Source organism: Kitasatospora sp. NPDC127035 (genome assembly GCF_042726075.1).
Taxonomy (GTDB): domain Bacteria; phylum Actinomycetota; class Actinomycetes; order Streptomycetales; family Streptomycetaceae; genus Kitasatospora.
Window position 1 is genome coordinate 23,582 of the sequence record NZ_JBHXDN010000080.1, and the last position, 19,829, is coordinate 43,410.

The window sequence follows — 19,829 nt, forward strand, 5'->3', positions numbered from 1 at the left end:
TCTGATCGAATGCCAAGTGGCTGGTCGGTTCCCAGGCTCGCGCAGCGTCGCGCCGGTGCTGCGCCGTTCCGCCCTGCGGCGTTCCGCCCTTCGGAGCCACAGCCCGTCACGCGCCCGGAGGCCGGACCCGTGGGGCACCCGCCGTCCTCTGCCCGAGCGTGAGCATCGCCCCGGCGACCTCGTCGGCGGCCGAGTCGGGGACCGCGGTGGCGGCCTCGTCGAGGACGAGCAGTCGTGCACCGGGGATCTCGCGCGCGATCGCCTCGCCGTTGCCGACCGGGAAGAACCGGTTGCGGCGGCCGTGGACGACGAGCGTGGGGACCTCGATCCCGGGCAGGCGCTCGCGCCAGCGGGGTGTGCAGTCCAGCTTGGAGAAGACCAGGCCCATCTGGTTGGCCATCTGGACGGGGGGCGCGGTGCCGGGCGTGCGGTCCCAGATGCGCGCGGCGACGGCGCGCGCGCCGTCGGGGTCGTCGCCGAGGATCGCCGCGCCGGTGGCGGCGAACTCCGCAACCGCCTCGCGGTCGGTCCAGTCGGGCATCGGACGCGCGAACAGCCGGCTCATCGTCGCCCGGTCGTGGTCGGGGAGGTCGTCGTCGGGCGGGCCGGGGGCGACCGCGCGGGTGTTGGCCAGGGTGAGCGCGCAGAAAGCGTCCGGACGGTCGAGCACGGCCACCTGGGCGACCATCCCACCGACGCCGATCCCTCCGAGGTGCGCGGGCGCACCGCCGAGCGCGTGAGCGAGGGCCGCGGCGTCGGCGGCGAGGTCGCGCAGGGTGTAGGCGGGTGCCGGCGGATCCGTCGTCGTGGACTCCCCGCTGTCACGCAGGTCGTAGCGCACCACCCGGTGCCCGCCGGCAGCGAGGCGCTCGCAGAGCGAGTCGGGCCAGGAGAGCATCGTGGGCCCTCCCGCGAGCAGAACGAGCGGTGCGTCGTGGTCACCGAACGACTCGATGCCCAGGGTGACCTCGTCGGTGTCGAGGGTGGTCATCGGATCACCGGCCGTTGTCGTCGTCGTGCCCGAGACCGCGGTCGGGCCTGCTCATGTCGCCCGTCGCGGGTGTGCCGTCGGCGAGCCCGTAGCGCAGGTACACGGCGCCCTGCGGGCCCGCCACCGGGGGTTCGAGGAGCGTGACGTTCGTGGGGACCGCGCCGCCGTCGAACACCTTCTTCCCGACGCCGAGCACGATCGGGTGCACCCAGAGGTCGAGGCGGTCGAAGAGCTTCTCGCGCAGGAGGGTCTGCACCAGGTCCAGGCTCCCGACGACCTTCACGTGCTCGTGCCGGTCACGGACCTCGCGCACCGCGCCCGCCAGGTCCGGGCCGAGCTGCGTGGACCCGGCCCACGGGAGGTCGGGCCTGCCGCGGGAGGCCACGTACTTCGGGACGCTGTTGAACAGCTCGGCGATCTCGCCGCCCTCCTGGTGCGGCCAGTGGGCGGCGAAGATGTCGTACGTCCGCCGGCCGAGCAGCAGGGCGTCCGTGCCCTCGTACGCGGCCAGGATCTGCGCTCCGGTGACCTCGTCGAGCAGGGGTGCCTGCCAGCCGCCGAACGGGAACCCCTCGGGGTCCTCGTCGGGGCCGCCGGGTGCCTGCCCGACGAGGTCGAGGGTCGTGAACAGCTCGATGTGGATGAGGCCCATATCCGTACTCCCGATGAGTTGGTCGTCCCGGTCGAGATGTAGACCTGTCGGAGCCGGAAAACTCATCGCCGCGCCGGTACCGGGCTTTCGTACCCGCCGACCGCCTCATCCGGCGCACCGCCGTCCGTGCCCGGATCGCACTCCCGGCCGCCTCGCACGGGCCCGCTCCCGGCGTTGCTCCGAAACCGGCCCCGACGGGTCAGCGGGCCAGGGAGACGGCGAACGGCTTGAAGCCGTGTCGGCGCAGGACGTGGGGAACCACGAGGATCATGGCCTCGGTGGCGCGGGCCGTGGCGATGCCGCCGAGGTCCTCGATCCATGCGGGCTGCCAGCCCAGGTCGCCGAGCAGGCCGGTGACGGTCCTCTTCGCGTTCTCGTCGTCGCCCGAGAGGTAGGCGGTCGGTGGGGTGGCCAGGCTCTCGGGAGCGGTCATGACCATGAACAGCATGGTGTTGAGGGTCTTCACCACGCGGGTGTCGGGGAGCGCGGCCTGGAGCTGCTCGGCGAGGCTGCTGCCGGGGTAGCACAGGTCGCCGGGCAGGCCGTCATCCGCGTCGCGGGTGGCGTTGGAGACATCGACGAGGAGCTTCCCGGCGAGCTCGGTGCGCAGGCCGGCCAAGCGGTCCAGCGAGGTGTGGCCGGGCGTCGCGTTGATCACGATGTCCGCGGTGCGGGCGGCGGTGCGCTGGTCGGCGAAGGCCGTCCGCGGGGCGCTGCCGGTGGCAAGGGCCGCGGCCTCTCCCGGGTTCCGGACCCCGAGGGTGACACGGTGTCCGGCTGCGGAGAGCCTGCCGGCGAGGTTGGCGCCGACGCGGCCGGCGCCCAGGATGCCGATGCTGGTCATGAGGTGATGCTCCTTGTGGTGTGAGGCGGGCGGGGCGGAGGGCGTCCGGTCAGACGAGCGGGGACAGGACGTCGAGGGCGGCGGTGTGGATGCCGGGGGCGGAGGCCAGGAAGTCGCGGCTGCCCGTGGTCCAGGGCTCGCCCGCCAGGTCGGTGACGGTGCCTCCGGCCTCGGCGACCAGCAGGGCACCGGCGACCAGCCCGGAGCGGACGTCGGAGAACTGCCAGAAGGCGTCCGTGCGTCCGGCCGCGACGTGGATGAGCTGCATGGTGGCGGGAACGGACACGCGCACGACCAGACCGTTGACGAGCATGGCGGTGACCGAGTCGCCGATCCGCCGGAAGGTGCGCTCGTCCTCGCCGGGCCTGGCCTGGCCGGTGCCGACGAGCGCGGCGCCCAGGTCGGTCTTGGCGGACACCTGCAGCGGCCGGCCGTCGAGGTGCGCACCCCCGCCGGCCACGGCGGTGTAGGTGTCGCCGGTCAGCGGCAGGTGGACGACGGTGAGCACCGGCCGGTTGTCGCGGACCAGGGTGGCGGTCACGGACCAGTCGTCCATGCCGTGGACGTGGTTGATGTTGCCCTCGGCGGGGTCGACGACCCACCACTCCCCGGGCGGGAGCGCGCCGCCGGCCAGCTCGTCCTCCGCCCACTGCGATCCGGGCCGGGCCCGCAGCAGCGGCTCCCGCAGCACGTCCAGCACCGCGTCGTCGTTGGCGTGGATCTCGGCGACGACCTCGTCCAGGCTCACACCCCGGGCGTGCGGGGTGTGGCGCCCGCGCAGGGTGAGACCTGCGGTCCTCACCGCGGCGGTCACCTCGGGCAGGAGCGTCGTGTCGGCGGCGAAAGGCATGGCGGTGCTCATGGCGGGCTCCCGGGTTCGATGTGCGCGGGCGGTCGGTCTCGCGCCTGCACTTCGAAGGTATGGCTCCCGGTCATTAACAACAAGTGCATGCTATTCACTTGTAGAATTACTGACATGCAATTGGATCTGAATCTGCTCACCGCCCTTGACGCACTGCTGGAAGAGGGCAGTGTCGCCGGCGCCGCAGCCCGACTCCACGTCACCGCACCGGCGATGAGCCGCTCCCTGGGCCGCATCCGCAAGGCCACCGGCGACCAGATCCTGGTCCGCACCGGCCGCAGCATGGTTCCCACCACCCGCGCGCTGGCCATGCGCGCCCAGGTCCACGCCCTCGTACAGCAGGCCCACCACCTCCTCTCCGCGCAGCAGGAACTCGACCTGGCAGCGCTGGACCGGGTGTTCACCGTGCGCTGGCACGACGCGCTGACCGCCGCCTGCGGCACCGCTCTGCTCACCGCCGTCCGCCACCGGGCCCCCGGCGTCCGGCTGCGTCTGTCGGCCGAACCCGGGACGGACGACGCCGAGCTGCGCCGGGGCGAGGTCGACCTCGAATCGAGCTCCAGCGCTCCGACGCTCCCCGACATCCGGCACCGCCTCGTCGGCACCGACCGGCTGGTGGTCGCCGTCCGCCCGGGCCACCCCCTCAGCGAGGGGCCGCTGGACGTCGAGCGCTACGCGGCAGCCGAACACCTCACCGTTTCGCGACGCGGTAGCCTGCGCGACCCGATCGACGACGCCCTGACGGCCCGCGGCCTCGGACGACGCGTCGTCGCCGCCGGGCCCACCGCCGCGTTCGCGCTGCAGCTCGCCCTCGACACCGACCTGGTCGTCACCCTCCCCGACGCGATCACCCGCGCAGCCCGGGAGGGGCTCGGCCTGGTCACGCTGCCGCCGCCACTCCCGCTGCCCGAGGTTCCCCTGTACCTGCTGTGGCACCAGCGCTACGACGACGACCGCGCCCACACCTGGCTGCGGGACCTGGCCACCGAAACCGTCCGGGCGTCGTTTGCGCCGCCGACCGTCCCTCGACAGCCCCGCTGACTACCGGGCCCCGCGGCCGGTGGCGGGCGGGGTGCGCGGTCGCAGGCGTTCGCCCTGGGGCCCGAACATGATCAGGTACTCGACCGGCCCGCCCGAGCCCGCGTTCGCGACCCCGTGGGGGGTGCGGGTGTCGAACTCAGCGACGTCCCCGGCGGTCAGGACGAGGTCCTGTTCGCCGAGCGCGAGCCACAGCCGCCCGTACAGGACGCACAGCCACTCGTAGCCGTCGTGGGAGACCTGTCGCGGTCGCACCGGCCGGCCGTCGACGGAGGGCAGGACGTGCTTGTGGGCGTGCAGTCCGCCGACGTAGCGGGTCAGCGGCAGGACTGCCTTGTCGTCGCCGAGACTCAGCGGCACCGAGGCTCGGCGTTCGGCCGCAGGGGCAGCGGCAGGGGCGGTGCCGGCCAGCTCGTCCAGGGAGACGCCGTACTCCTTCGCCAGCAGCAGTACCACCTCCAGGGTGGGCTTGCGCCGGCCGGTCTCGATCCGCGACAGCGTGCTCGGCGAGATGCCGGTCGCACAGCTGACTCCGGTGAGCGTGGCGCCGCGGCGCTCGCGCACGGCCCGCAGGCGGGGCCCCATCGTCGCCAGTGTCCCGGCCACGTCGTCATCTGCCACCGCCGCTGCACCTCCCGAACGAACCTGGCGACCGTCTCCCTGTCCTGCGAGTTTGCCAGAACGGCAACGCCGATCGCCTCGGGCGGTCGCCGCGCCGCATGATCGACGGGTACCCGCGACCACCCGCGACCACCCGCGATCACCCGCGATCACCCGCGACCACCCGCGATCACCGGCGAACCGAGGAGAACTCCCCATGCAGTCCGAGCCGTCCGCCGCCCCGAGCCACCGCATCGTCGAGGCCCCGGCCGGGCGCCTGCACCTGGTCGAGCAGGGCACCGGCCCGTTGGTCCTGCTCGTGCACGGCTTCCCCGAGTCCTGGTACTCCTGGCGCCGCCAGCTACCGGCCCTCGCCGCAGCCGGCTACCGGGCGGTGGCGATCGACGTACGCGGCTACGGCCGCTCCTCCAAGCCTGCGGCGACCGACGCCTACCGGATGCTCGACCTCGTGGAGGACAACGTGGCCGTCGTGCGGGCCCTCGGGGAGGAGGACGCGGTGGTCGTCGGCCACGACTGGGGCTCCAGCATCGCCGCCGCCTCCGCCCTGCTCCACCCCGAGGTGTTCCGCGCGGTCGGCCTGCTGAGCGTCCCCTACGCGCCGCCCGGCGGGCCCCGCCCCACCGAGGTGTTCGACCGGATCGGCGGCCCCGGGCAGGAGTTCTACGTCTCCTACTTCCAGGAGCCCGGCCGCGCCGAGGCGGAGATCGAGCTCGATGTCCGGGGCTGGCTCGCAGGCTTCTACGCGGCCCTGTCCGCCGACACCATGCCCGCCCGGGGCGAGCCCGACCCGCACTTCGTCGCCCGCGGCGGCCGGCTGCGCGACCGCTTCCCCGCCGGCGCCCTGCCGGCCTGGCTGACCGAGGACGACCTCGACGTCTACGCCGGGGAGTTCGAGCGCACCGGCCTGACCGGCGCCCTCAACCGCTACCGCGCCATGGACCGCGACTGGGAGGACCTCGCCCCCCACCGCGGAGCCCCGGTCACCCAGCCGTCCCTGTTCATCGGCGGCGCCCTGGACGCCTCCACCACCTGGATGTCCGACGCGATCGCCGCCTTCCCCACCACCCTCCCCGGCCTGACGGCCTCCCACCTCCTGGACGGCTGCGGCCACTGGGTCCAGCAGGAACGCCCCGAGGAGGTCAACCGTCTGCTGACCGACTGGCTCGCCACCCTGACGGGCTGAACCGCCGACCGCGCCGAGGCCCGCCCCGGCGTGGCCGTGACGCGCTCCTGCGTGATGCCCGGGGCGGCTCGTCGGGCCCCGGGCAAGCCACCGACGAGCCGCCCGGAGGCCGCCCTCGCACCGGTCCCGGCGAGTGCTCGCTCCCCGCTGCTCTGTCGATCCGACTCGGACGGTGAACTCAACGCAGCGGACGGACAGCTGGGCTGCCTGGGAGCACGTCAGCTGCGCGGCCGAGGAGGCAACGCCCGCACCGGCCTGAGCGTGTGTACCGCCCGTACCTCGACAGCGGGTCCCGGCTCGGCCCGCGCAGCCCGGCCGGGCAACCGACCGGCATCGTCGACGGCGCCGGTACGGAGCCTGCGACCGGAGATGGCGTGCTGGGTGATGAGTTCTCGGTGCCGCCGGTCCTACCACCGCCGCCCCATGGACCGTTGCCGGGGGGAGTGGTGGGACCATCCTGACCACAGAGGGCCTGCTCCGGTGTCCGACGGCCGCTGAGCTGCTGGAACGGTGCCGGAGTATGGAACGTCCCGCCCGGCAGTCGGACCGCTGATACAGGCGACCCCTCGGCCACGACCCCCTTACCCCCTCGTCCGGGGTGGCTGGGATACTCGCCCCGACTGTTGATCATCCGGGGGAGAGACGTCGTGTTGACCTGGCTTGTTCGAATACTGTCCGCGCTCTCGTACGCCGCGATGGCCACGGTGGTCCTCTGGACCGCCGGGCTGCCCGGGGGAGTCGCCCTGCCGGTGGGCGGGTTGACGACGGCCGCCTGGATCGCCTTCGGACTGCTCTGGCTCAGGGTCGCCGCACTCTGGCTCTGGTGGTCGGACGACAACCACGGGTGGCTGTCACGGGCGGCGACCCGCCGCCGGTCCGTCTCCCTGGTCAAGGACGCGCCGCGCAGGCGGTTCAGCTCCCGGTTCTCGTCACGCGAGCCGTTCGACTTCGACAGCAAGGGGTGGGTGTACTCCCGGCAGGTGGCGGTCTGGCTGCTGCTTCCCGTGGCCTGCGCCGCGCTGGCCGGGTTCGCCCAGGCGTACGAGTCCGAGACCGTCCGCTCGGTGGTCCGCGCCGGAGCCTCGGTCTCCACCGCGACGGTGATCCAGGCGGACGACATCAGCGAGAACTTCAGCGACGGCGACGTGGTCGGCTACTTCTCGAAGCTGACGCTGGCCCTGCCCGGCGGCGGCACCGTCCGGGCCGAGGGCGCGTACACCCCCGAGGAACCGGAGCCCGACACCAAGGTCGAGGTGCTCTGGGCGCCCTCCGCACCGGAGTTGGGCGGGCGCGTGCACTACGCCACCGACATGTCGCGCTACCTCGACCACGACTGGGGTCTGACAAGCGCCGACGCTCCAGCACTGGCCCTGGCCGTCGTGCTCGTCCTGTCGTTCGTGGTCACCATCGGCTTCGCCACGGAGGAGGACGGGCTCCAGGACCTCGCCTGGCGGCCGGTGGCCCAGACGGTACACGCGGTGGTGGTGGGCGGGGTCCTGTTGGCCTCACTCCCCTCGCTGGCCGGCACTGCGGACCCGGCCCACGCGACGGACCTGCTCTTCGCGTCCGGCATCGCCGTGCTCCTCCTCTACACCGGGATGCACCTCCGGCCCATGCTCGACTGACCCGCAGCGGCGACGGGCGCCACCCCGGTCGGCGCCCGTCGCCGCCCTCCGGCCCGGTCGGACAGTCCGTACGGTCAGCAGGTCACGGCAGTCGAGACGGGGACGGTCGCCGTGAAGGGGGAGAGCGGCGCGCTGCCGACGACGGTGGACGAGGTCGTCGCCGACCTGCTGGAGGGGCGCGGTGCCGAGAGCGAACCACCCGTACAGCCAGGACGGCCGGGGGGCGTCAGCGCCTGGACGTTGTCCGGTTCGGAGACCCACTCGCCGTGCGGAAGTCAGCGGTGTTCAGCGGTGTTCAGCGGTGGTCGGGCGGCTGGTCCGGCGGGTGCGGAGTCCCGTTCGTCTCCGGGCCGGTCTCGCGTTCCGCGCGGAGTGCCCCGGCGACTTCGTGGGCCCGACCGGGGTGGTAGACCGTCACCGCCTCGGGCGCGGAGTACATCGCGCCGGCCCGGGGCGTGTACCGGCGGCTGCGGACGCCGTGCCGGGTGGCCAGTTCGTCGACCGCGCTGACAGGCACGTGCCACAGGGCGGCCAGGTCCGATCCCGTCCACCATTCGTCGGGGTACAGGAATTCCCGGTCGACCTCCGTCCGATGCTCCACCGCCACGGAGGTCGGACCGAGTCGGGCGGTCAGCCAGTCGATCAGTGCCTCCGTGCGGACCTCGCACAGCGGGGCCCGGAACGCCGGTTCGCACTTCACTGCCGCCCCTTCGCGGGTGTGCAGGACCACGGCAATCGACTTTCGTCGCCCCAGCCTGAGCCGCTCGATGACGACGACGCGCTGGAGGCCGGCTGCGGAAACGGTCGAGGAGCGAAGGAGACGCGCGATCACGACGCGGGCCGCGTCCCCCTGGGGGCGGAACTCGATCCACCGCACCATCGTGGCCGCCGACACGAACACCATGGCCGTGGCGAGCGCGATCACGGCCACGACCGCGAGCCCCAGGCCGGCCCAGAGGACGGCCCAGAGGAGTCCGGAACCGGTGAGCGCTGCGACCAGGAGGACCGGCAGCAGGATGGGGGCCGCGATCCACAACGGGACCATGACGCCGCCGCCGAGCGCGAGTCCCAGCTCCTGGATCCTCCTCGGCACGAACACCAGCCGCTCACCCGATGCCGTCGTCGACACCACTCCCGCCAACGGGTCCGGGCTTCGCAGGGTCATGAGTCAAATGTAGCTACTGGCGAGCCAGTTGGTAAGAAATGCGTGGCGATGCCCGGATGTCTGCCGTGTCGCGGCGACGCAGCGCGTGCGCCACGGGCAGGTGGTGCTCGGAGTCGAGGCGGGTGCGGTTGGCGCGCGAGTGGCCGACACGACCCCCTCCGGGGCCCGGACGTGTGGGGGCCGTCGACGGCGCGGCCGTCCAGGTCCGGCGAGTCAGCGCGGCGCAGGCCCGGAGTGGGATGTCGGCCGGGCCGACACCCCACTCCGGGGCACCTCCTGGCGGCTACCGGTGCCAGCCGGTCCAACGGCCGACGGAATCACGGGTGTTGTACCAGGAGTTCGTGTTCGTGTCGTACACCTGCAGCGTCAGCGAGGAGTCGCTGATCTCGTGGATGGAAACCCAATCCCGCCCCACGCGACCACCGAGTGACTGCCACTGCGTGCCGTAGTAGACCCAGACGGCGTAGTCCGCCCCGACGGCGAAGACGTGCGTGAGGCCGTTGATCGACGCCCTGGGCATGAACGCGTTGAACCTGTCCCCGCAGGGGAAGACACCTCCCCCCTCGGGGATGAGCGGCAAGATGGTGACGCCCCTCGCGTTGCACTGCAGGTGGCGGTACGCCGTCAGTTGTACGTTTCCGGCATGGGCCGTGCCCGCTGTTGCGACGGCGGTCCCCAGCGCCGTGGCAGCGATCACGGCCGCCGACGCGAACGTCCTACCGGGCTTCTTCACCTTCATCACTGACCTCCTGATCGAGTGAGACGGCAGGAGCATCACAGCCGTCCTGGCGCCGCGTCATCCAGAACCGGCGGGTAGCGACCTGAAGGCCTGCCGCCGGTGCCCGAAAGGCGCACCCGGACAGGCCTGTTCGACCTGACTCCTTCAATTCCCTTTGACGTCGGGCATGTTGTGCCGACTTGGCGAGGCGTGGTCACCGCTGCCACACGACTCTCACCCGGATGCCTTGAGCCGCAGGTCTTGCGCTTGACGATCTCGGTCGGAAAGCATCCGGGTGCGTGCTGTTCTTGTTCCGGACGACCTGCGGGAGCGGGTGGCTCTGCTTCCGTCGCCCCGCTGCACCGGTTCAAACGGCTCCGTACCCGCTACGAGCGACGCGCCGACCTCAACCCGGGCCTGCCCGAACTCGCCTGCAGCATGATCCGCCTACGGCGGCTCCGGACAGCAATCTGGAACGACCAGTAGTGTCCGAATCAGCGGCACCAGCAGGGTGGGCGTCGCCGCCGGGCCTGCGTCGGCCTACACCGGCACCGTTCAACAACCAAGGACTGCTCATGCTCCTCGACCCTGACGCGACGCTCGAAGCCGTCGCATCAAGCCTGCAGGACCTGCCGTTCCCGTGGAGCGGGGATCCCGTCGAAATCGTGGGCTGGGGCTTCTCGAACGTCGTGCTCCGGGCCGGCGCCGACGTCCTCATCAGGGTGCCGCGCACTCCCGGAGCCAAGGGCAGAAGCCAGCACACTGCCGAGGTCCTGCGGCGGCTGCCGCTCCTGCCGCTGGCCGTCCCCGAGGTGCTCGGAGTGCTTCCGACCGGGCCGCGGCTGCCGTTCGGCGCCGTGCTTCTCAGGAAGCTGCCAGGCGCTGTCGTGGACGATGACGTCGCTCGCGCGGATCGTGAAGCGTTCACCGGTGACCTGGCCGCCTTCCTCTCGGCGCTGCACAACTGCGGCGACGAACCGCTCCTGGGCATCCTCCGAGCGGACGGGGCCGGACGGGGGGTCGACGTCCTTGACGCCGAGACGGCCGCAGCCACCGCGGACCTGCTGGCCGGTCGCGAGCGACAGGTGTTCGAACGATGGGCCACCGCCTATCGGCGGTGGTTCGCCGGTGCCGAGGTCGTGCCGATCCACGGTGATGTCTGGCCCGGCAACCTCCTGCACACCTCCGGGAGGCTGTCCGGCGCCCTGGACTGGGACGAGGCGAGGGTCGGCCCGCGGGCGGTCGATCTGTGCGGTGTCTGGTACCTGGGCCGCGACTTCGCCGAGGAGGCGGTGCGTGCCTACGCGGCCCGGAACGCCTGTGACTACGAGGTCCTGCACGAAGAGACCAGGCTCGCCGGAGTCCGACGTGAACTGCAGGGCGTCACCTGGTCCTTGCGCCACGACGACCCCGAGGAACTCAAGGAGTCCCTGGACAAGGTGCGGCGTTCCCTGCGCGAGTTCCTGCTCCCGCCCGGCTGACACGGCCGCCGCCCGCGCTCGTAGCGCCTGCGGAGGCGCTCGAACTTGCGCAGCCGGGCGACCCGCTGGTCATGTGAACGCAGGGATGGGCAGGTTCGCGCCTTACCCTCTCGTCCATCGACAGCAACCGTGATCCGCTCCGCTCCTGGGCCATCCTCATCACTGACCTCCGGATCACCGGCACCTGTCCCTCTTCCGGGCGGGTGACAGGCGGCGCGCGGGGCCCGGCTGCCGGACCCTCGCCGGGAGCCTCACAGTGAACCGACGATCCGTCATCACCTACCTGCGGGTAACGGGCGGGTGTCCCGGCCCCGCTGCCCGGACGGCCGTCCAGAAGTGCCCGAGCCTACCGCCGTCCCGCAGCCGGTTCGGAGCGCCCGGCGCCGTCAACACCACACCCGAACAAAGGACTTCGCGCATGGACGGTGCCGGGTCACCGCGAGGGTGCCGCACCCGGCCCCGCCGCCGCCCTCATGGCGTCAGGAACAGCTCCTCCAGGTGGCGGGCCAGGATCGCCAGCGCTTCGTCGCCCGTGCGCTGGCCGCCCAGAACGCTGGAGCCCAGGCCGTTGACCATGGCGAGCAGCCCGGCGGCGGCGATCCCGGGATCCCGGCCGAGGGCGATCTCCCCGGCCTCCTGGGCCGCGCGGAGCTGCTTCGCGAGGAAGCCCTCCAGCACCTCGGGCTGCCGGGCGCCGTGCTTCTCCATCACCTCGGGGTCGTTGAGGACCAGGGTGTAGTAGGCGGCGTAGGTCCGGGTGATCCGGCGACTCTCCGGGTCGGTCGGCAGGATGCTCGACAGGATCGCGGTCACGACGCCGCGAGGCGTGGGCGGGGAGCCCGCCGTCTCGGCGATCCACCGCTCCATCCGGGCCTGGAGTTGGGCGGCGATCCTGGTCAGTGCGTCCAGGAGTAGCCCCTGTTTGGTCTCGAAGTAGTACTGCACGAGCCGTAGGGAGACGCCCGCCTCGGTCGCCACCGCCCGCATGCTGGCCGACTGCAGGCCCTGAGTGTCGGCGATCCGGAGCAGCGCCTCCGCGATCTGTCGGCGGCGTTCCTCGTGGTCGACCTTCATCCACACCTCCCTGGTACATCCGTATCATGCCGTGATACACCTGTACCATGCGAATCAGTCGGTTCAAGAACGACCAGGCCGGGGCGCGATACCGGACTGCCTACGAGCGGGCCTTGGCGGAACTGTGGCCCGGAGCGCGGACCGCGCTCGACGTGCCGACCACCTTCGGGACCACCCGCGTCTACCGAACGGGACCACCGAGCGACGGTCCCGACGAGGACCCGATCGTGCTGCTGCCCGGCTCCGGCGGGAACGCTCTGATGTGGCACCGGTACGTCGAGGTCCTGGCCCGGCGCCGTCCGGTCCTCGCCGTCGACACCGTCGGCGAACCGGGCGCGAGCGTGCAGACCGCGCCGATGGCCGACGGCCGCGACGGTGCAGCTTGGCTGGACGAACTCCTGGCCGCCCTGGGCGTCCCGGCCGCCCACCTCGTCGGCTGCTCCTACGGCGGCTGGCTCGCGCTCAGCCACCAGATCCACCGTCCCGGCCGCACCGCTTCGCTCACCCTGGTCGACCCCGCGGGCTTCGCCGGGTTCGGGCCTCGGTTCTACGGCTGGCTGATCGTCGGCGCCCTCGCTGCCACCGCGCCGCGTCCGCTCCGCCCCGGCCTGGCTCGGCTGGTCGGCAACAGCGCGATCCTGGAGGGCGAGCTGATGCGCCTGATGCGTGCTTCGACCGGTTTCCGCCGCGCGCTCCCGGTGCCTCCGGTCTTCTCCGACGAGGAGTTGGGCCGCGTCCGGGTCCCGGCGCTGCTCCTGCTCGGGGCGCGCAGCGCGCTGCACGACTCGCGCGCCGTCGCCGACCGCCTGGGCCGGGTCGCGCCCTCGGTCCGGGTCGAGATCGTGCCGGGCGCCGGCCACGCCCTGCCGACCGACCGGCCGGAACTGGTGGCCGACCGCGTCCTGCGGAACGTCGGGGCGTAGTGCCCTCAGGTGCGCCGTTCTTCCGGGTGGCCGCGAGCGCGCCCCTCCCCGGGGCGGACGCGGCGGCGCGTACAACATCCGTGTACCGCTCGTCCCTTGCGAACGGAACCATCGATCAGCCGACCCCCTGCATCAGCTGAACGACGAGAGCCGGCCGCCTCGCGGCCTCGACGCGGTCCGGGGAGCGTAGTGCCCGCACGAACGGGCGCTACGCGGGGCCAACCCCACGTGGCTCCACTCCCCGGTCGGTCCGCCTGTGCGACCACACCGAGTCGCGAAGTTCCACAAGGATCGACGGGGCGTGCAGGGAAGTTCCCTGCAATCCTCCAGGAACAATCAGGCAAAAGCGGCATGCGATAGTGGACGGAGTAAAAGCGGAATCGATAACTCCGAGTAATCGGCCGGAGTGATGAAGCCAGTGAGTGCATGGCGCTCCCTGCGCTGCTAGCTTCTTTTCGGCGTCGACTCGGTGCTGACGCGGAATATCCACTGACTCGGGCTTGGGCACACCCGGTGGGCCGCCTCGCCGGGGCGGCCCACTCTGCACCGGATCAACGAGGAAGAAGAAATGGCAAGCGTCAGTCTTTCCGGAGTTCACCGGACCTATGCGACGAGCAGCGGAGACGTTCACGCGGTGAGCGGCGTAGATCTCGAAGTCGCCGACGGGGAATTCGCCGCGCTGCGCCCCCCGGACCGACTCACGGCTCCGCGAGCGCTGAGGGCCGCGAGGTCGCTCCCCTCCGGAGCTACGGACACGCTCCGGGTGATGCTGGACGAACGGCGGAGTCCGGAGCAGACAGGCCGGGCTCTGCGGGCGCAGTTCCCCGGAGCGGCCGGAGATGCGCGTGGCCCACGAAGCCGTCTACCAGACGCGCTACAGGCTGACCCCCGTCCCGCGCGGGGAGGACCTGCTCGAACGTCGTCCGGGAGATGCCGATACCGGCGCCCGACCCGACCCCCCGCCCGCGCGGGGAGGGCAGCGGGCGGCTGCCCTCGGCACGGTGCTCAGTGGGGTGCGCCGTGGGTGGCCGCCCAGCCGCTCGGCACCGTGCGGTCGCCTGCGGAGGAACCCCTTCGAGCTGGCCTCATCCGGACACGGAGGAGTCTTGACCCCCTTGCCCCGACGTAAACATGATGGACCGTCACATAACGATTCCGCCGACGGGGGAGTCCGCCCCGTACCCGGCGCCGGCCCGTCTGGGTAGGGCTGTCGGTCCCCGGTCGGCGGCGGGGCCCGTCGACGGGTGTGTCGTCCCCTCCTCCCGTCGTGGTCCGCGGGACCGGGGTTCCCGGGGCCGCGCCTCGCCCGGCGGATCTCCCGTGCCCGGGCCCGGAAAGGCACCCCATGCCCCCGCGTCACCGGCTCGTTCGCCTGCTCGCGACACCGGCGCTGGCCGCCGTCCTTCTGCCGCTCTCTATCGCCCCCGCAACCGCCTTCCCCGCCGCGGGTGGTGGTTCGCCGGCCCTGGTCACCACCCTCCTGCCGCGCGAGGTCTCGGCCGGCTGGCTGGCCCGGCAACTCGTGGACGGCGACCACTTCGAGAGGGTCGTCGCCGGTACCGTCCGCCCCGACCAGGACCTCACCGTCGACGCCGTGCTGGCCTTCGCCGCCGCGGCCACCGCTGACGACGCCGGAGCCCGCGCCACCGCCTGGCTGGCCCGCCCCGACATCCTCGCCGACTACCTCGGCGACGGCACCACCGAGGCCTACGCGGGCCCCACCGCGAAGCTGCTGCTGCTCGCCCAGGTCCGCGGGCTGGACCCGACGAACTTCGGCGGCGTCGACCTCGTCGCCCGGCTCCTCTCGCTGCTGGCCCCGAACGGCCGCTTCGCCGACCGCTCCCAGTCGGGCGACCGTAGCGACGTCGCCAGCCAGTCGTTCGCCCTGATCGCCCTCTCGCGCACTGCGGCGGGTATCCCGCAGAGCGCCCGCGGCTTCCTGAGCGCCGGCCAGTGCCTGACCGGCGGCTACCCCGCTGCCTTCGGCCCGACCACCTGCACCGGCGACCCCGACGCCACCGCGCTCGGCATCCAGGGCTTCAACGCCGGAAACGGCGCGGGCTCCTCCGGGTACGCCATGGGCTGGCTGGTCAACCAGCAGCGCCCGGACGGCGGTTTCGTGTCCCCCGGCGCCACCGAGCCCAACGCCGTGACCACGGGCCGGGCATCCCACACCCTCTTCACCGTCGGCTCCAGCGGCGGATACCGGGCCTTCAAGTGGCTGGAGCCGCGCCAGCTGCGCTGCGCCGCTGCTCCGGAGCAGCGCGGCGCCGTCCCGTACAACTCGACCGGCTTCGACCAGGCCACCGCCGTGCGGGCCACCGTCCAGGCCACCCTGGCGTTCTCCCCCGGACTGAAGGGCTTCGCCAGGCTGAGCGCGGCCGGTGCGAAGCCGGAGTCGCCCGTCCTGTCGTGCTAGCCGGGCGTTGTCCTGGCGATCACGGGCGGCGCCAGACGGCACTCCTCTGCCAAGTGATCTTGACGGATCGCAGGGGAGAGGGCGGTCGTCGGGCTACGAATTCCCTATCACCCGCGCAGAGTGTCGGCCGGAAAGTGATCAGCACCCGATCGAAAGAATCGAATGGGAGGAGGTGGCAAACCTCCATCCCCAACTCTTCGAGGATGGCCACGTCGACTGGACGGACATCGGCCTCCAGAGGATCTGTGTCATTCAGGGGAGCAGATCTCGTTCTCCCGGAGGCACGGAAGGATTGACAGGGGACGACGTCGATCGCCGGCTCCTTCGTCACCAACCACCGCGCGCCGGCGACATCCCCTCCATCTCCTACGTGGTGGCAGGGCGGCGACGCCGGCCGCACCGAGTAGCCGAGCCAACCGGTACCGGGCGCGGAACCGGCCTGCCTATCCCTCGTCGACCTCCTGGTCGACGGCTTGGTTGGCGCGGTCGATCTCGGCCATGTGCTCCTCCGCCCAGGTCCGCAGCCCTGCAAGCGCGGCTTCCAGGGACAGCCCGAGTCCGGTGAGTCGGTAGAAGACCCGCGGCGGTACGGTCGGTTCGACCCGACGCGACACCAGCCCGTCGCGGGTCAGGCTTCGCAGCGTCACGGACAGCATCTTCTGCGAGACGCCGGGCATCCGGCGTCTCAGCTCTGCGAAGCGCACCTCGTCCGGTGCGGCATCGGCGAGCGTCTTGACGGCCATGGACGTCCACTTCGTGCCGATGCGGTCCAGCAACTGCCGCGTCGGGCAGTGGGGATCGAACAGATCGCCGCGTACCCCACGACCGGCGGCCCCGGCTCCTGGGGTGGTCACCTGTGGCTCACCACCTTCCCTGAAAGTGCCGTCTAGGAAGCAGCCGGACAGTTACCTATCGTTCTGTGGTCACCAATGGTAACCAGTCGGAGGAGCCGTCATGCCCGTCACCACCGCACACCACCTGCGCCGCATCGCGACGAACGGCGTTCAACTCAACGTCGCAATCGCCGGGGACGGACCTGCGGTCCTCCTGCTGCACGGCTTCCCGCACACCTGGCAGCTCTGGAGCGGCATCATGGGCCGACTGGCCGGACGGCACCGGGTCATCGCCCCGGACCTGCGAGGCTTCGGCGCCAGTGCACGTGCCGTCGAGGGTTACGACGCAGGCACCCTGGCCGCCGACGCCGAAGGGCTGCTCGACGCACTCGGCGAGCCCTCGGCAGCGGTGGTCGGCATCGACGCGGGCACCGCCCCCGCCGTCCTGCTCGCGCTGCGCCGGCCCGGCCTCGTCCGGCGCCTGGTCGTGATGGAGGCACTGCTCGGCCGCCTGCCCGGAGCCGAACACGTCGTCGCGGGCGGCCCCCCGTGGTGGTTCGGCTTCCACGCCGTCCCCGGCCTCGCCGAGACCGTCCTGGCCGGTAACGAGGCCCCGTACATCGACTGGTTCCTCGACTCGGGGACGCTCGGACGAGGAGTACCCGACGACATCCGTGCGGCCTTCGTTCACGCGTACACCGGGAGCGAGGCCCTTCGCTGCGCGTTCTCCTACTACCGGGCCCTGCCCACCAGCGCGCAGCAGATCCAGGACGCCGCCGCGACGGCTCGGCTGACCATGCCCACCATGGCCGTCGGCTCTCACCCCGTCGGCACCGGGCTCGAACGCCAACTCCGCCCCATCGCCGATGACCTGGTCGGACACCACCTCCAGGACTGCGGCCACATCATCCCCCTCGACCGCCCCGACGCGTTGTTCGCGCTCCTTGATCCCTTCCTGTCCGCCGATCTGCCGAAGTGACCGGATCGGCGATGGCAGTGCCGCCGGAGTCGCTGCTCTCGGGGGTCAGTCCCGCAGGGTGGCGATGGCCTTCTCGATGCGCCGCCGGCGCGTCTCGGGCTTCTTCGCGCTCTCGACGGCGCGCACATGCTCGTGCTTGCGGCTCTGGGAAAGGTTGTCGTACGTGGCGCGGGCGACCGGGTCGACGTCCGGGGCTCGGGCGAAGTCCGGGGGCTCGACGACGACGCGCGGCTCGGTGTCGAGTTCCAGCTCGACCTCGACCTCCTCGCCGATCGCGACATCCGCGGCTTGCCGGTTGGCGTTGCTGAGGCCGAGCAGGTGGCGGCCGCGCATGATGGCGACCCGGCTCTTCCAGGAATGCCCGTTGACCGTGATCGTCACTGGCGGCCGCGCGCCGCCGCCGAGCGCTGCCACCACGTCGGGCGGAACCTCCAGGCCCCGCATGGGCTCGGGTGGTTCGACGTGGGCCCGAAACTTCATGATCCTTCTCCTGTCGTTCTGCAGGCTCACCGTGGATCCGGCGCCCGCCCGGCTCCGATCCAGCCGCTCCCACGTCCCGTACCGGGACCGTCGCCGTGTCCTGGGGGCGGCTGTAAGGCCAGGAGACCGTGGTTACTCGGCGTAGGGCTGGTCGGCCCCCGGGCCCGGGGCGCTGTAGCCGAGGCTCCAGATGTAGCCCTCCGGGTCGGCGAAGGTGCCGCCGTACCCGCCCCACGGCAGAGCGCCGGCGGGCTTGAGGATCGTGGCACCGGCCTTCTGGGCCTCCGTCATGATCTCGTCGACCCGTGCCTCACTGCGGACGACGTAGGTCAGAACCAGCCCGCTGAAGCCGCTGCCTTCCGGGTCGGTGCCCACCTGCCCGGCCAGACCCTCGCGACCGTAGAAGCCGACCGGCGAGGCGCCGTCCGAGTCGAAGAACACCGAGACGCCGTAGTCGTCCTTGATCTTCCAGCCGAGCCCCTCGGTGTAGAACTGCTTGGCCCGGTCCATGTCGCGGACACCGAGGAGGATCGAGCTGACGTGCGCCTTCATGTCTTGCTCCTTGCACTGTGGATGTGTACGTGCCGGACGTCCGGGCCGGTGCCCGGTTGTCACACCGGCGGGTGTTCGCCGGTCGATCGGTAGGACAGGGCCGGGGTTCAGGACGGCGTGGGGGCGAGCGACGCGGTGGCCTCCCAGGCGAACCCGTCCGGGTCGGTGAAGGCGTCGGCGGTGCTGCCGAGGACGATGCGGTGCGAGCCGGTGCCGTCGACGGGGACGCCGAGGTCCTTGGCAAGGGCGCGGCGCTTGTACAGCGCCAGCGTGACGGGGCTGGACTGACCGGGGGCGAACTCGGCGTACTTGCCGCCGAAGCTCTTGGCCACGGTCAGGCCCCGGCCGGTGTAGAGCTGCTTGGTGGCCTTCACGTCCTCGACGCCGATCAGCAGGACGACCGCGTCGACCTCGCGGGTGGCGGGGCCGGTGTCCTTCTTCGCCGAGGTCGCGATCTTCCAGATCGTCCCGTCCGGGGCCCGGACGACGCCGCTGTAGCCCCACAGCGACTTCGCGGCGGGCTTCAGGACCGTGGCGCCGGCGTCCACGGCGGCGCCGAAGAAGCTGTCGACGGTGGCCGGCCCGGACACGGTGAGCGCCAGGGTGAAGCCGCGGAACCCGGTGGAGTGCGTCTCGGACGCCCGCAGGTGGATGTACGTGTCCACGCCGAAGGCGCTGTAGAAGCGGCGGGCGGCCTCGGGGTCGGCCACCTCAAGGGTGACGGACGCGAGGGACGTGTGGGCTGCGGTGGAAGCGGTGGTTGCCATGACCATCACGCTAGGGGCTGTGGGGCGGTCGGGGCTTCTCGATTCCTGACCGGTCTTGAGACCTGCTTCGCCACGCACGCCGGCATGCCCTCCACGTTGATCGCCGACCCCGCATCGGGGGCCGTACCCGGGGCATCGGCACGGTCGGCCGTCGTTTCCGCCGCATCCGCCGCTTCTGCCGCCTGGCGACGGAAGGCCCCGGGCGGCATGCCGACCAGCTCGGTGAAGCGGGTGGTGAACGTCCCCAGCGACGCACAGCCGACCTCGAAGCAGACCTCGGTGACGCTGAGGTCACCCCGCCGCAGCAGCGCCGCCGCCCGTTCGATGCGACGCGTCATCAGGTACGCGTACGGCGCCTCGCCGTAGGCGGCCCTGAACTGCCGGCTCAGGTGCCCGGCGGACATGTTCACATCGCGGGCGAGCGCCTCCACGTTCAGCGGCTGCGCGTATTCCCTGTCGATCCGGTCGCGGACGCGGCGCAGCCGCGCGAGATCGGCGAGACGCTGCGCCTGAACGCGAGCACGCCGCCATTCGGCGTTGCACATGGGAGCCTCCCCTTTGTCTTTCATCTCTTCCATCTCCATCGAGGTCGTCGAGCGTCCGGGTGCCCGCCTCGGTGGGC

At 72.0% G+C, this 19,829-nt stretch carries 20 protein-coding genes; 7 read left to right on the top strand and 13 right to left on the bottom strand.

Going from position 1 to position 19,829, the window contains the following annotated elements:
• Window positions 1-106: 106 nt before the first annotated feature.
• The 4 genes from ACFWIC_RS35295 to ACFWIC_RS35310 form a co-directional block, all read right to left on the bottom strand.
• A complete protein-coding gene (locus ACFWIC_RS35295) occupies window positions 107-991 on the bottom strand; it encodes an alpha/beta fold hydrolase (RefSeq protein WP_380521024.1) in 885 nt (294 codons plus the stop codon).
• A gap of 4 nt (window positions 992-995) precedes the next feature.
• A complete protein-coding gene (locus ACFWIC_RS35300; protein ID WP_380521026.1) occupies window positions 996-1,643 on the bottom strand; it encodes a dihydrofolate reductase family protein in 648 nt (215 codons plus the stop codon).
• A gap of 199 nt (window positions 1,644-1,842) precedes the next feature.
• Entirely contained in the window at window positions 1,843-2,487 is a 645-nt protein-coding gene (locus tag ACFWIC_RS35305; protein WP_329879769.1) for an NAD(P)-binding domain-containing protein, read from the bottom strand.
• 49 nt (window positions 2,488-2,536) lie between these two features.
• Entirely contained in the window at window positions 2,537-3,349 is an 813-nt protein-coding gene (locus ACFWIC_RS35310) for an inositol monophosphatase family protein (protein WP_380359958.1), read from the bottom strand.
• A 114-nt stretch (window positions 3,350-3,463) separates the two neighbouring features.
• Here ACFWIC_RS35310 and ACFWIC_RS35315 point away from each other — a divergent pair, with 114 nt between their 5' ends.
• A complete protein-coding gene (locus tag ACFWIC_RS35315; RefSeq protein WP_380521028.1) occupies window positions 3,464-4,390 on the top strand; it encodes a LysR family transcriptional regulator in 927 nt (308 codons plus the stop codon).
• Here the strand turns inward: ACFWIC_RS35315 and ACFWIC_RS35320 are convergent, their stop codons facing one another.
• Complete coding sequence (locus ACFWIC_RS35320; RefSeq protein WP_380359962.1) at window positions 4,391-5,008, bottom strand: helix-turn-helix domain-containing protein; 618 nt, start codon at window positions 5,006-5,008, stop codon at window positions 4,391-4,393.
• 196 nt (window positions 5,009-5,204) lie between these two features.
• Between ACFWIC_RS35320 and ACFWIC_RS35325 the strand changes: the two genes are divergently transcribed.
• On the top strand, window positions 5,205-6,191 hold the full coding sequence (locus tag ACFWIC_RS35325) for an alpha/beta fold hydrolase (RefSeq protein ID WP_380521030.1): 987 nt from the start codon (window positions 5,205-5,207) through the stop codon (window positions 6,189-6,191).
• A gap of 647 nt (window positions 6,192-6,838) precedes the next feature.
• Window positions 6,839-7,816 (top strand): hypothetical protein, encoded by a 978-nt coding sequence (locus tag ACFWIC_RS35330; protein ID WP_380521032.1) that lies wholly within the window; start codon window positions 6,839-6,841, stop codon window positions 7,814-7,816.
• 295 nt (window positions 7,817-8,111) lie between these two features.
• Here the strand turns inward: ACFWIC_RS35330 and ACFWIC_RS35335 are convergent, their stop codons facing one another.
• Together ACFWIC_RS35335 and ACFWIC_RS35340 are read right to left on the bottom strand one after the other, a co-directional pair.
• Window positions 8,112-8,981, bottom strand: a complete 870-nt coding sequence (locus tag ACFWIC_RS35335) for a hypothetical protein (RefSeq protein ID WP_380364832.1) — start codon at window positions 8,979-8,981, stop codon at window positions 8,112-8,114.
• Window positions 8,982-9,264: 283 nt separating this feature from the next.
• The gene (locus tag ACFWIC_RS35340; protein WP_380521034.1) at window positions 9,265-9,720 is read right to left on the bottom strand and encodes a hypothetical protein; all 456 of its coding nucleotides are present in this window, start codon (window positions 9,718-9,720) and stop codon (window positions 9,265-9,267) included.
• Between the two features lie 554 nt (window positions 9,721-10,274).
• On the opposite strand from ACFWIC_RS35340, the gene ACFWIC_RS35345 reads away from it, so the two are divergent.
• Window positions 10,275-11,180 carry a phosphotransferase family protein gene (locus ACFWIC_RS35345; RefSeq protein WP_380521035.1) on the top strand — a complete coding sequence of 302 codons (906 nt, stop codon included), beginning with the start codon at window positions 10,275-10,277 and terminating at the stop codon, window positions 11,178-11,180.
• Between the two features lie 471 nt (window positions 11,181-11,651).
• On the opposite strand, the gene ACFWIC_RS35350 is transcribed toward ACFWIC_RS35345, so the two are convergent.
• Window positions 11,652-12,254 carry a TetR/AcrR family transcriptional regulator gene (locus ACFWIC_RS35350; RefSeq protein WP_329949042.1) on the bottom strand — a complete coding sequence of 201 codons (603 nt, stop codon included), beginning with the start codon at window positions 12,252-12,254 and terminating at the stop codon, window positions 11,652-11,654.
• Between the two features lie 47 nt (window positions 12,255-12,301).
• Between ACFWIC_RS35350 and ACFWIC_RS35355 the strand changes: the two genes are divergently transcribed.
• Together ACFWIC_RS35355 and ACFWIC_RS35360 are read left to right on the top strand one after the other, a co-directional pair.
• Window positions 12,302-13,177, top strand: coding sequence for an alpha/beta fold hydrolase (locus ACFWIC_RS35355; RefSeq protein WP_380362901.1), 876 nt, complete (start codon window positions 12,302-12,304; stop codon window positions 13,175-13,177).
• Between the two features lie 1,345 nt (window positions 13,178-14,522).
• Entirely contained in the window at window positions 14,523-15,596 is a 1,074-nt protein-coding gene (locus ACFWIC_RS35360; protein ID WP_380521037.1) for a peptidase, read from the top strand.
• A 443-nt stretch (window positions 15,597-16,039) separates the two neighbouring features.
• Here the strand turns inward: ACFWIC_RS35360 and ACFWIC_RS35365 are convergent, their stop codons facing one another.
• Window positions 16,040-16,450 (bottom strand): winged helix-turn-helix transcriptional regulator, encoded by a 411-nt coding sequence (locus ACFWIC_RS35365; protein ID WP_380521039.1) that lies wholly within the window; start codon window positions 16,448-16,450, stop codon window positions 16,040-16,042.
• Between the two features lie 100 nt (window positions 16,451-16,550).
• Here ACFWIC_RS35365 and ACFWIC_RS35370 point away from each other — a divergent pair, with 100 nt between their 5' ends.
• Window positions 16,551-17,408 (top strand): alpha/beta fold hydrolase, encoded by an 858-nt coding sequence (locus tag ACFWIC_RS35370; RefSeq protein ID WP_380362891.1) that lies wholly within the window; start codon window positions 16,551-16,553, stop codon window positions 17,406-17,408.
• Window positions 17,409-17,453: 45 nt separating this feature from the next.
• On the opposite strand, the gene ACFWIC_RS35375 is transcribed toward ACFWIC_RS35370, so the two are convergent.
• From ACFWIC_RS35375 to ACFWIC_RS35390, 4 genes are all read right to left on the bottom strand, one after another.
• Window positions 17,454-17,888 carry a YdeI/OmpD-associated family protein gene (locus tag ACFWIC_RS35375; protein WP_380521041.1) on the bottom strand — a complete coding sequence of 145 codons (435 nt, stop codon included), beginning with the start codon at window positions 17,886-17,888 and terminating at the stop codon, window positions 17,454-17,456.
• A gap of 132 nt (window positions 17,889-18,020) precedes the next feature.
• The gene (locus ACFWIC_RS35380; protein WP_380521043.1) at window positions 18,021-18,440 is read right to left on the bottom strand and encodes a VOC family protein; all 420 of its coding nucleotides are present in this window, start codon (window positions 18,438-18,440) and stop codon (window positions 18,021-18,023) included.
• A 107-nt stretch (window positions 18,441-18,547) separates the two neighbouring features.
• A complete protein-coding gene (locus ACFWIC_RS35385) occupies window positions 18,548-19,213 on the bottom strand; it encodes a glyoxalase (protein ID WP_380362908.1) in 666 nt (221 codons plus the stop codon).
• On the bottom strand, window positions 19,213-19,752 hold the full coding sequence (locus ACFWIC_RS35390; protein ID WP_380521045.1) for a helix-turn-helix transcriptional regulator: 540 nt from the start codon (window positions 19,750-19,752) through the stop codon (window positions 19,213-19,215). Before ACFWIC_RS35390 ends, ACFWIC_RS35385 begins: the two co-directional genes overlap by 1 nt.
• Window positions 19,753-19,829: the final 77 nt, after the last annotated feature.

What these genes read in the sequence shown, in the direction of transcription:
- ACFWIC_RS35340 (WP_380521034.1), bottom strand. Translation starts at nt 9,720, where the DNA reads ATGAAGGTGAAGAAGCCCGGTAGGACGTTCGCGTCGGCGGCCGTGATC.
- ACFWIC_RS35370 (WP_380362891.1), top strand. Translation starts at nt 16,551, where the DNA reads ATGCCCGTCACCACCGCACACCACCTGCGCCGCATCGCGACGAACGGC.
- ACFWIC_RS35315 (WP_380521028.1), top strand. Translation starts at nt 3,464, where the DNA reads ATGCAATTGGATCTGAATCTGCTCACCGCCCTTGACGCACTGCTGGAA.
- ACFWIC_RS35355 (WP_380362901.1), top strand. Translation starts at nt 12,302, where the DNA reads ATGCGAATCAGTCGGTTCAAGAACGACCAGGCCGGGGCGCGATACCGG.
- ACFWIC_RS35390 (WP_380521045.1), bottom strand. Translation starts at nt 19,752, where the DNA reads ATGTGCAACGCCGAATGGCGGCGTGCTCGCGTTCAGGCGCAGCGTCTC.
- ACFWIC_RS35295 (WP_380521024.1), bottom strand. Translation starts at nt 991, where the DNA reads ATGACCACCCTCGACACCGACGAGGTCACCCTGGGCATCGAGTCGTTC.
- ACFWIC_RS35345 (WP_380521035.1), top strand. Translation starts at nt 10,275, where the DNA reads ATGCTCCTCGACCCTGACGCGACGCTCGAAGCCGTCGCATCAAGCCTG.
- ACFWIC_RS35385 (WP_380362908.1), bottom strand. Translation starts at nt 19,213, where the DNA reads ATGGTCATGGCAACCACCGCTTCCACCGCAGCCCACACGTCCCTCGCG.
- ACFWIC_RS35375 (WP_380521041.1), bottom strand. Translation starts at nt 17,888, where the DNA reads ATGAAGTTTCGGGCCCACGTCGAACCACCCGAGCCCATGCGGGGCCTG.
- ACFWIC_RS35350 (WP_329949042.1), bottom strand. Translation starts at nt 12,254, where the DNA reads ATGAAGGTCGACCACGAGGAACGCCGCCGACAGATCGCGGAGGCGCTG.
- ACFWIC_RS35380 (WP_380521043.1), bottom strand. Translation starts at nt 18,440, where the DNA reads ATGAAGGCGCACGTCAGCTCGATCCTCCTCGGTGTCCGCGACATGGAC.
- ACFWIC_RS35300 (WP_380521026.1), bottom strand. Translation starts at nt 1,643, where the DNA reads ATGGGCCTCATCCACATCGAGCTGTTCACGACCCTCGACCTCGTCGGG.
- ACFWIC_RS35305 (WP_329879769.1), bottom strand. Translation starts at nt 2,487, where the DNA reads ATGACCAGCATCGGCATCCTGGGCGCCGGCCGCGTCGGCGCCAACCTC.
- ACFWIC_RS35310 (WP_380359958.1), bottom strand. Translation starts at nt 3,349, where the DNA reads ATGAGCACCGCCATGCCTTTCGCCGCCGACACGACGCTCCTGCCCGAG.
- ACFWIC_RS35335 (WP_380364832.1), bottom strand. Translation starts at nt 8,981, where the DNA reads ATGACCCTGCGAAGCCCGGACCCGTTGGCGGGAGTGGTGTCGACGACG.
- ACFWIC_RS35325 (WP_380521030.1), top strand. Translation starts at nt 5,205, where the DNA reads ATGCAGTCCGAGCCGTCCGCCGCCCCGAGCCACCGCATCGTCGAGGCC.
- ACFWIC_RS35360 (WP_380521037.1), top strand. Translation starts at nt 14,523, where the DNA reads ATGCCCCCGCGTCACCGGCTCGTTCGCCTGCTCGCGACACCGGCGCTG.